At 68.0% G+C, this 9,779-nt stretch carries 9 protein-coding genes and 2 tRNA genes; 8 read left to right on the forward strand and 3 right to left on the reverse strand.

Annotated elements, in window-relative coordinates; genetic code table 11:
- Nucleotides 1-493 precede the first annotated feature (493 nt).
- Nucleotides 494-727, reverse strand: coding sequence for a helix-turn-helix domain-containing protein (locus ABZS42_RS29415; protein ID WP_355150780.1), 234 nt, complete (start codon nucleotides 725-727; stop codon nucleotides 494-496).
- 163 nt (nucleotides 728-890) lie between these two features.
- Between ABZS42_RS29415 and ABZS42_RS29420 the strand changes: the two genes are divergently transcribed.
- Entirely contained in the window at nucleotides 891-1,622 is a 732-nt protein-coding gene (locus ABZS42_RS29420) for a helix-turn-helix transcriptional regulator (RefSeq protein WP_355150782.1), read from the forward strand.
- Nucleotides 1,606-2,829 carry a site-specific integrase gene (locus ABZS42_RS29425; protein ID WP_355150784.1) on the forward strand — a complete coding sequence of 408 codons (1,224 nt, stop codon included), beginning with the start codon at nucleotides 1,606-1,608 and terminating at the stop codon, nucleotides 2,827-2,829. Before ABZS42_RS29420 ends, ABZS42_RS29425 begins: the two co-directional genes overlap by 17 nt.
- Nucleotides 2,830-2,915: 86 nt before the next feature.
- Here the strand turns inward: ABZS42_RS29425 and ABZS42_RS29430 are convergent.
- Nucleotides 2,916-2,989, reverse strand: a tRNA-Gly gene (locus ABZS42_RS29430).
- A gap of 403 nt (nucleotides 2,990-3,392) precedes the next feature.
- On the opposite strand from ABZS42_RS29430, the gene ABZS42_RS29435 reads away from it, so the two are divergent.
- The 6 genes from ABZS42_RS29435 to ABZS42_RS29460 all read left to right on the forward strand — a co-directional run bounded on the left by ABZS42_RS29435 (nucleotide 3,393) and on the right by ABZS42_RS29460 (nucleotide 8,842).
- A tRNA-Pro gene (locus tag ABZS42_RS29435) sits at nucleotides 3,393-3,466 on the forward strand.
- Nucleotides 3,467-3,610: 144 nt separating this feature from the next.
- Nucleotides 3,611-4,960: a trigger factor gene (gene tig / locus ABZS42_RS29440; RefSeq protein WP_355150786.1), complete on the forward strand. Its 1,350-nt coding sequence runs from the start codon at nucleotides 3,611-3,613 to the stop codon at nucleotides 4,958-4,960.
- Nucleotides 4,961-5,131: 171 nt separating this feature from the next.
- Nucleotides 5,132-5,773 carry an ATP-dependent Clp protease proteolytic subunit gene (locus ABZS42_RS29445; protein WP_076472584.1) on the forward strand — a complete coding sequence of 214 codons (642 nt, stop codon included), beginning with the start codon at nucleotides 5,132-5,134 and terminating at the stop codon, nucleotides 5,771-5,773.
- 10 nt (nucleotides 5,774-5,783) lie between these two features.
- Nucleotides 5,784-6,446 (forward strand): ATP-dependent Clp protease proteolytic subunit, encoded by a 663-nt coding sequence (locus ABZS42_RS29450; RefSeq protein WP_355150788.1) that lies wholly within the window; start codon nucleotides 5,784-5,786, stop codon nucleotides 6,444-6,446.
- A 212-nt stretch (nucleotides 6,447-6,658) separates the two neighbouring features.
- Entirely contained in the window at nucleotides 6,659-7,948 is a 1,290-nt protein-coding gene (clpX, locus tag ABZS42_RS29455) for an ATP-dependent Clp protease ATP-binding subunit ClpX (protein WP_355150790.1), read from the forward strand.
- A gap of 96 nt (nucleotides 7,949-8,044) precedes the next feature.
- Nucleotides 8,045-8,842: a carbon-nitrogen hydrolase family protein gene (locus ABZS42_RS29460; protein WP_355150792.1), complete on the forward strand. Its 798-nt coding sequence runs from the start codon at nucleotides 8,045-8,047 to the stop codon at nucleotides 8,840-8,842.
- Nucleotides 8,843-8,848: 6 nt separating this feature from the next.
- Here the strand turns inward: ABZS42_RS29460 and ABZS42_RS29465 are convergent, their stop codons facing one another.
- On the reverse strand, nucleotides 8,849-9,076 hold the full coding sequence (locus ABZS42_RS29465; protein ID WP_355150794.1) for a hypothetical protein: 228 nt from the start codon (nucleotides 9,074-9,076) through the stop codon (nucleotides 8,849-8,851).
- Nucleotides 9,077-9,779: the final 703 nt, after the last annotated feature.

Genomic DNA, 9,779 nt, shown 5'->3' on the forward strand with positions numbered 1-9,779 from the left:
CGAACTGGTCCGGTTCGGATTTCCGTACTGGTTGGGCGGAAAACCGTACCGGTCTGGTCCAGAATCCGTACCGGTTCCAGAATCCGTACCGGTTCGGATTTCCGTACTGGTTTCCGGAGGCAACGCGAGCCGGTACACGATGATCTGCTTGTGCCCTGGACGATGCCCGGCGGTCTCCAGCCAGCCGGCGGTGACCAGCTCGGTGTGAACCTTGGCGATCGTCTCCCGGGATCGGATCCCGGTCTGGGGCATGAGCCGCTGGTACACCACCCACGCCCGATCCCGCTCCGGGAAGTTGCGGGCGTGGTTGCCGTAGCAGAGTGCGGTGATCTTCTGGGTGCTGGTCAGGGACGAACCCCAGACGGCATCGATGTACACCTGGTCTGGCGAGAGCAGAGGCCGGCGGTGCTCCGCCTGCTCTCGATTCCGCTCGATGACCAGGCGGCGCAGGCGGTCCGCTCCGGTTTCGGGGCTGGGACCGGTGGGGTTCACGTCAGGCAACCGCCCGCGCCGCGCTGGTGTTGGCGGCGGCCAGCTCGGGATACCTCTCCAGGAACCGGGCGGTGGGCACGACGATAGTGCGGCCGACGCGGATCGACGGGATCTCTCCCTGCTCGATGGCCCTGTACGTGGTGCGAAGGCCGATCCCGAGGACGGCGGCGGTGCGCTTCACGCCCATGGTGGGCTCGGTGGCGGGATCGGGGACGATCCTCGGCGCGGTGGCCATGGCGGCAAACCTCCTGTGATCATCGGTGGCATCAGGACTGACCTGCGTCGAACATCAAACTGATGTCGATACAGGTGTGATCCGATGCGGATCAGGGGTTAGTTTGCCTCTGGTGTCAGCCGGAGTCAAGCCTGCCTTGTGTCCGCATAATTTTGATGCCACGATGACCAGCGTGACTGACGCAGGAGAGATCAAACCGGGTCGGGTTGGCGAGTTGATCGCCCAACAGCTGAGGCGGCTCCGCGAAGAGCGGAACGTTACGTACACCGAGCTGGTCAAGCGGCTCGACGGCCTCGGCCATCCGATTCCGATCCTCGGCCTACGCCGGATCGAACGCGGCGAGCGGCGCGTCGATGTCGACGACCTAATCGCGCTCGCGCGGGCGCTCAAAGTGCCGCCAGTGCTGCTGCTCTTCCCCGTCGAGGCTGAGGGGCCGCTGGTCGAGCTTCTGCCCGGAGTCCAGGTGGATCCGAACGAGGCCCTCGCATGGTTTACCGGCGAGGGCCCGATGCCACACGGCCTGTCGGTCGAGGAGTACGGCAAGCGCTACGGGCGCGGCGAACGGCACCCGGCCACCGGCATCTACGAGTGGTACGAGGGAGGGCCAGACATCGGCTGGGAAGCCGACGCGGCCCCTGTGCTGCTGCGGCGACAGCACTGGCGTCAGGTCTCGGACTGGGACAACGCCGTGCCGCTTGCCCGCCGACTGGCCTCTGATGAAGCCAGCTTCGAGCAGATGGTCTTCAAGCTGCGGGCCGCGGCTGAGGACGGCTTGCGCACACTGCGAGCGGAGATGCGCCGCCACGGGCTGGCGCTGCCGAGCCTGCCGCGGGATATCGCCGCGCGACTCGACGGCCGGACGGAGGGGGGCCGGTCCGGTGGCCAGGAAGAGTGACCCGATCAAGCGCGTCGAGCTGAAGGACGGCCGAGCCCGGTACCGCTTCGTCATCGACGTGGGCCGGAAGCCGGACGGCAAGCGCGACCAGAAGACCTACACCTACGACACGCTCAAGGAGGCCCGCGCCGAGCGGGCGCGGATCATCGCCGACCGGGCCAAGGGCACGTTCGTGCGGCCCGACAAGAAGACCGTCGCCGAGCTGATCGATGACTGGCTGGCCGGCAAGCGGAACCTCGGCGTAGGCACCCGCCGGACGTACGCAGACTCGCTGAAGCACGCCAGGGGCCACATCGGTCATCTGGAGGCGCAGAAGGTCACCAAGGCCGACATCGACTCGATGGTGACGAGGCTGCTGGCGTCCGGGCGCCGCGTCGGCAACGTGCGGTCGACGAAGCTCGCGCCGCGCACCGTCAACGTCATGCTGACCCTGCTCGCCGCCGTCTTCGAGTCTGCCGTTGCCCAGGGCTTCCTCGGCCGGAACGTGGTCAAGCTGGCCGAGCGGCCGAAGCAGACCACGACCGAGATGCAGACCTGGACGGCGGACAGCGCCGCGTCCTTCCTCCAGGCCGTGAGCGGCGAGCGGCTGTACGCCGCGTGGCAGTTCTCTCTCTACGGGCTGCGCCGCGGCGAGGTGCTCGGGCTGCGCTGGTCGGACGTGGACCTGGTCGCGAAGACCATCACCGTCCAGTGGTCGCGCACCTCCGTCGCCGGGGAGATCGTCGAGAAGGAGCCGAAGACCGAGCGGGGCCGACGGACGCTGCCGCTGGATGACGACCTGGTCGACGCGCTGACCAAGCTCCAGCTGGCGCAGCGTGAGGAACGGGAAGCCGCCGGCGAGGCGTACGCCAAGCCGTGCCGGTTGGCCGACCCGGTGTCGGGCGAGGTGTGCGCCGGGGACCACGTTGTGGTCGACGAGCTCGGGCGCCCGTACCGGCCGGAGTGGTACGGGGATCGCTTCGAGGCGCTCGCCAAGCGGGCGGGCCTGCCGGTGATCCGGCTGCACGACACTCGGCACACCTGCGGGACGCTGATGCACCTGCGCGGGGTGCCGACGGCGGTGATCTCGGCGTGGCTGGGGCATGCGAGCGCGGCGTTCACGATGCGGACGTACGTGCACAGCCAGGACGACGCCCTGACCGGGGCGGGGGAGACCCTGCGGAACGCCTTGAAGGGGTCGCCAGCGGCCCCGAAATCGGCCGTGTGAGAAAACGGTGAGAGATGATCTCCGTCTGCGATCTTCGGACCGATGGCGGTGATCGCTGTGCAAGCCTCTGACCTGCGGTGGAGCGGTGGAGCGGGCGACGGGAATCGAACCCGCACCGTCAGTTTGGAAGACTGAAGCTCTACCATTGAGCTACGCCCGCGTACGCCCCGACACGCGAGGCGCGCCCGACAGCCTACCCAATGTCGCTGTGCCGCGCGCAGCCCCACCCGATGCGCCACGCCAGGCGTATCGAGATCGATTCGATGCGCGGCGAAGTCGCGCCTTCCCTGCGGGGTGACAACGCGGCTTCGCGGCGAGTCGTGCCCGTCCGGCCAGGCCCGGGCGACGTCCGGCTCGGACGCCGCTCAGCCCGACCTCGCCCGTCCGGCCACGCCCGGACCGGACACCATCCGCGCCCCGCCGGTGCGGCCGGCAGGGCGCTGGTCGGGCTCGACCGGGTGAGTGCCGGCGCGTCGACGCGCGGGTGGAACTGCGTGAAGTGTCGGGTTGGCCGTGCCCCGAGGCCCGAGCCGGGGCGCGAAGGCATACACTCTTCGTCGCCACGGGGTGTGGCGCAGCTTGGTAGCGCACTCGCTTTGGGAGCGAGGGGCCGTGGGTTCAAATCCCGCCACCCCGACTGTCGTCCGCGGCCGGGTCGCCCCGGGTGCCGCCGTTTCCGCTGCGGTTCCCGGGCGCTGCCGGAGCGCCCGGCCGGCTCGCCTACACTCGATGGGCTGAATCCACGCCCAGACTCAACTGAGATCCGTCAAGGAGTACGCCTGTGAAGAGCACCGTCGAGACTCTGAGCCCGACGCGCGTGCGGCTCGCCATCGAGGTGCCGTTCGTCGAGCTCGAGCCGAGCCTCCAGAAGGCGTACCGGGAGATCGGCCAGCAGGTCCAGGTTCCCGGCTTCCGTCGGGGCAAGGTACCGGCCGCGGTGATCGACCAGCGGGTGGGCCGGGGCACCGTTCTCAACGAGGCGGTGCAGGAGGCCATCCCGCAGCAGATTCTCGCCGCGGTCCGTGAGCACGACCTGAAGACGCTCGGTCGCCCCGAGGTCGAGATCACCGAGTTCGCCGACGGCGACTCGCTGAACTTCACCGCCGAGGTCGACGTACGCCCGGAGATCACGCTGCCCGACCTCGCCACCGTCGAGGTGACGGTGGACGAGCTCCAGATCGACGACAGCGAGATCGACGAGCAGGTGAAGAACCTGCGCGAGCGGTTCGCGACGCTGAAGACCGTGGAGCGGGCCGCCCAGGAGGGCGACTACGTCCAGATCGACCTGCACGCCACCGTCGACGGCGAGGACGTGCCGGGTGGCTCGGCGACCAACATCTCGCACGAGGTTGGTAGCAAGCAGCTGCTGCCGGGCCTGGACGAGGCCGTTGTCGGCGTCGCGGCGGGTGAGAGCAAGACCTTCACCACGCAGCTCGTCGGCGGCGACTACGCCGGCCGGGACGCCGACGTGGCGGTGACCGTGCGCACGGTCAAGGAGAAGGAGCTCCCGGAGCTCAACGACGAGTTCGCTCAGATGGCGAGCGAGTTCGACACCATCGAGGAGCTCCGCAACGACCTGCGCGAGCGGGTGACCCGGGGCAAGCAGGTCGAGCAGATCTACGCCGCCCGGGACAAGGCCCTGGAGCAGCTGATCGCCGCTGCCGACGTGCCGGCGCCGGAGGGGGTCGTCCGCGAGGAGGTCGCGAGCCGCAAGCAGGCCATGGTCGACCAGCTCGAGCGGATCGGCGCCACCATGGAGGACTACCTCGCCTCGGAGGAGAAGACCGAGGAGCAGATCGACGCCGAGCTGACCGACGCGGCCACCCAGGGCGTCAAGGTCCAGCTGCTGCTGGACACCGTCGCCGACGCCGAGAACGTCGAGGTCTCGGACGACGAGTTCGGTCACGAGATCGTGCACCGGGCCCAGCACGCCGGGATGGCCCCGCAGCAGTACTACGACCAGCTGGTGCGCTCGGGCACGGCGCCCGCCGTGTACGGCGACGTCCGGCGCGGCAAGGTCCTCTCCTCGATCATGGAGCGGATCACGATCAAGGACGCTGCTGGCAACGAGGTCAGCCTCGACGCGCTGCGCGCCGCCAACGAGGCCGAGCACCACAACCACGAGCACTGATCGTCGGGTGCGGCCGCCATCCACCGGTTGCGGTGGGTGGCGGCCAAAACCTTTTTCCGGGTACGTCCCGGCAGTGGCTGCGCTGTGAGCGAACAGTGCCACGACCGGGACTATGCCGCCCGGCCGAGCGGTTAGTGTCGGGTAGGACGGTACGGAGAGCGAAGGGCTGCCATGACCGACATGCACATCCCACCGAAGCCGCTCCGGGCGATTGACGCCCGAGGTGGCGACAACATTGGCAACCTCGACGACTCGGTCTACAACCGGTTGCTCAAGGAGCGGATCATCTTCCTGGGCAGCGAGGTGACCGACCAGGTCGCCAACCGCATCTGCGCGCAGCTGCTGCTGCTCGCCGCGGAGGACCCGGACCGCGACATCAACCTTTGGATCAACTCCCCGGGTGGCTCGGTCTACTCGGGTATGGCGATCTACGACACCATGCAGTTCATCGACAACGACGTGTCGACGGTCGCGATGGGCATGGCCGCCTCGATGGGGCAGCTGTTGCTCTGCGCGGGCACCAAGGGCAAGCGTTACGCCCTCCCGCACGCGCGGATCATGATGCACCAGCCGTCGGGTGGCGTGGGCGGCACCGCCGCCGACATCGCGATCCAGGCGGAGCAGATGCTCTACACGAAGCGGATGTTCCAGGAGCGGGTCGCGCACCACACCGGTCAGGCCCCCGAGCAGATCGAGGCGGACTCGGACCGCGACCGTTGGTTCACCGCCCAGGAGGCTGTGGACTACGGCTTCATCGACAAGGTCATCACCGGAGCCACCCAGGTTCCGGAAGGTGCCGGGACCCTGAGCTGAGGAGCTGACGATGACCGACCTGAGTTTGCCGCCCCAGTTCGCGGCCGTGCACAACCGCTACGTGCTGCCGTCGTTCGTGGAGCGCACCTCGTACGGGGTCAAGGAGTCGAACCCGTACAACAAGCTCTTCGAGGACCGGATCATCTTCCTCGGTGTCCAGGTGGACGACGCGTCGGCCAACGACGTGATGGCCCAGCTGCTGACGCTCGAGGGCACCGACCCGGACCGCGACATCATCATGTACATCAACTCGCCGGGTGGCTCGTTCACGGCCATGACGGCGATCTACGACACCATGCAGTACGTCCGGCCGGACATCCAGACGGTCTGCCTGGGGCAGGCCGCGAGTGCCGCCGCCGTGCTGCTCTCGGCCGGTACGGCGGGTAAGCGGATGGCGCTGCCCAACTCCCGGATCATCATCCACCAGCCGGCCACCGAGGGCGGCTACGGGCAGGGCTCGGACATCGAGATCCAGGCCCGGGAGATCCTGCGGATGCGGACCCAGCTGGAGGAGATGCTCTCGCGGCACTGCAACCAGCCGGTCGAGAAGGTCCGCAAGGACATCGACCGCGACAAGATCATGACGGCCGAGGAGTCCCGCGAGTACGGGCTGGTCGACACGATCCTGACCAGCCGTAAGAAGGGCCTGCTGGCCGCCAACGCCGCCAGCTGACCGATACCGGGTCAGAGGTCGGTCGGGGCGTTGATCCCGGCCGACCTCTGACACACCCGTTTTGGGGGTCGGAGAAACCTCCGCCAGCGGGTAACGTCGGGTCTGTACCGCTTCGCTGGGTCGGACCGGCGGAGTGAACGAGACGAGGCGGGGGCGCTGCCGCCGCGGGTCATGGCCGGGTCTCCGGCCGACTGAGTGCAGGGAGAACGTAGGTGGCACGGATCGGTGACGGCGGCGACCTACTGAAGTGCTCCTTCTGCGGTAAGTCGCAGAAGCAGGTCAAGAAGCTCATCGCGGGACCTGGCGTCTATATCTGCGACGAGTGCATCGATCTCTGTAATGAGATCATCGAGGAGGAACTGGCCGAGTCCGGCGAGGTGAAGTGGGAAGAGCTTCCCAAGCCGATGGAGATCTGCCAGTTCCTCGACAACTACGTCGTCGGCCAGGACCAGGCCAAGAAGGCGCTCTCTGTCGCGGTCTACAACCACTACAAGCGCATCCAGGCCGAGGCGGCCGGCGCGCCGGGTTCGGACACCGTCGAGTTGGCCAAGTCCAACATCCTGCTGCTCGGGCCGACCGGGTGCGGCAAGACGCACCTGGCGCAGACCCTCGCGCGGATGCTGAACGTCCCGTTCGCGATCGCCGACGCGACCGCGCTGACGGAGGCCGGCTACGTCGGTGAGGACGTGGAGAACATCCTCCTCAAGCTCATCCAGGCCGCCGACTACGACATCAAGCGCGCCGAGACCGGCATCATCTACATCGACGAGGTCGACAAGATCGCCCGCAAGTCGGAGAACCCGTCGATCACGAGGGACGTCTCCGGCGAGGGCGTGCAGCAGGCGCTGCTCAAGATGCTGGAAGGCACCGTGGCGAACGTGCCGCCGCAGGGCGGCCGGAAACACCCGCACCAGGAGTTCATCCAGATCGACACCACCAACGTGCTCTTCATCTGCGGGGGTGCCTTCGCCGGGCTCGACCAGATCATCGAGGCCCGCACCGGTTCCGGCGGCACCGGTTTCGGCGCCCGGCTCCGGTCGGTCTCCGAGCGGTCGACCGACGACATCTTCAGCCAGGTCATGCCGGAGGACATGCTCAAGTTCGGGCTGATCCCCGAGTTCATCGGCCGGCTTCCGGTGATCACCAACGTGCGCAGCCTCGACCGCGACGCCCTGGTGCGGATCCTCACCGAGCCCCGCAACGCGCTGGTCCGGCAGTACCAACGCCTATTCGAGCTGGACGGCGTGGAACTGGAGTTCGAGGAGCCGGCGTTGGAGGCGATCGCCGATCAGGCCATGTTGCGCGGCACCGGGGCGCGGGGCCTGCGGGCGATCATGGAAGAGGTCCTGCTCTCCGTGATGTACGAGGTCCCGAGCAACCCGGACGCGGCACGGGTGCTGATCACCCGCGAGGTCGTACTCGAGAACGTCAACCCGACGATCGTGCCGCGTGAGTTCAGCGGCCGTCGCGCTCGCCGGGACCGCGAGGAGAAGTCCGCCTAGCTGGAGTTCCTCCGTCCAGGTTTCCAGGCCCGGTGTCCCGGCTTGCCGGCGCACCGGGCCTGTCCGGGGGACGGTCCTCGCCGTACGCTGAGGCTCATGCGCGTCGCCGTCTGCCAGCTCAACGCCCGCGAGGACCGCAAGGCCAACCTGGCCGTCGCAGAGGAGCTGCTGGAGCGGGCGGCGGCCGGCGGCGCGGACCTCGCGCTCCTACCGGAGTACGTCGACTACCTCGGCCCGGCTGCCGGCATGCCCACGCCCGAGCCGATCGGCGGTGAGTTCAGCGAGTTCTTCGCGAGCGCCGCGCGTCGGTTGGGCATCTGGGTGATAGCCGGTTCCTTCCACGAGGCCGGTCCGCACCCGGGGCGGACCTGGAACACCTCGCTGGTCTTCGACCGCAGCGGCGCGCTCGCCGCCACCTACCGGAAGATCCATCTGTACGACGTGGAGATCCCTGGCCGCGTTTCCTACCGGGAGTCGGCGACAGTGGCGCCGGGGGAACAGCCGGTGGTGGTGACCGTCGACGGAGTGCGGATCGGCCTGTCCATCTGTTACGACCTGCGCTTCCCGGAGCTCTACCGCCGGCTCGCGACCGAGGGTGGGGCTCAGGTGCTGGTGGTTCCCGCCGCATTCATGCTGCACACGGGCCGCGATCACTGGGAGGTGCTGCTGCGCGCCCGCGCGATCGAGAACCAGTGTTACGTCCTGGCCGCTGGCCAGGTTGGTGACCACGAGCCGGGCCGCACCTGTTTCGGTCGCAGCATGGTCGTCGACGCCTGGGGAACGGTGCTCACCCAGGTGCCGGACGGCGCGGGCGTGGCGTTCGCCGATCTGGACCTCGACCGACTCGCCACCATCCGCGCCGAGCTCCCCAGCCTCGCCAATCGGCGGCTTTGACGGGGCTCATCCCTGCAACAGCACCCCGATCACGGCGAAGCCGGCGATCGCGGCGGCGGTCACCACCAGCGCGGTGGTCATACGTGAAGGTCCCCGGCGAGCCAGCCGACCGAGCGACAGCACGACGACGATGAGGACGAAGGCGCCGATCACCAACTGCCAGAACGGCAGGAGGAGCCCGAGCACCGCCTCCTCGGCGAGCGGGACGGCGGACTGCTCGGAGACGACATCCATGACAGACACTCTGGCACGTGGGGGGACCGGGGAACACGGGTCGTATGGGGCAGTCATCCGTGTGCGTACGGCGTTTCGCGCGAGATGACAGCCCGTCGGCCACGCCTGTGAACCGGGGCGTGGCTTGTGCGATCCGGTCGACCTGGGGGGCGTGGGAGAGGACAGCCACGTCTGTTCCGCCGCGCGGATGGGTGGCCGTCCACGGACAGTTGTGAACGTTGATTTGCCTTCTTCCGGCCGTCCGCGTAACTTTCTCTCTGCACGCGGGAGGCCGGACAAACCGGCCGAGAGCGGGCGCCAGGCTCGTGGCGGAGACGCCGAGCGAGACTGGATCGGGCGGTGCGGAAACAATCCGAAATTTGGGGTTGCAAACGCGAAGCCGACCGGCTAGAGTACTGAAGCCGGCAGGAGCCGGGCGGGTTGCCGCGAAGCGGCGATCGGCCGGTCTGCGGTTTCCACGACAGCAACGACCGCCCAGCTTAGGCGTGCGTCGACGTGGGTCCGGCCAACTAGTTGATCACCTCGGACAGAGGTTGACGGCAAAGTTCGGCTCGGGTAGTTTGGAACGGTTGCCCCGAGACGGGTTCCGCAGAGCGGAGCTTCTGATCGGTGTGTGGTTGTTCTTTGAGAACTCAACAGGGTGCTTGATAAGCCAGTGCCAAATTGATTTATTACCCCGGACTGGCTGGTCTTTATGGCTGGC

It is taken from the genome of Micromonospora sp. NPDC005367 (assembly GCF_040606825.1).
Lineage (GTDB): Bacteria > Actinomycetota > Actinomycetes > Mycobacteriales > Micromonosporaceae > Micromonospora.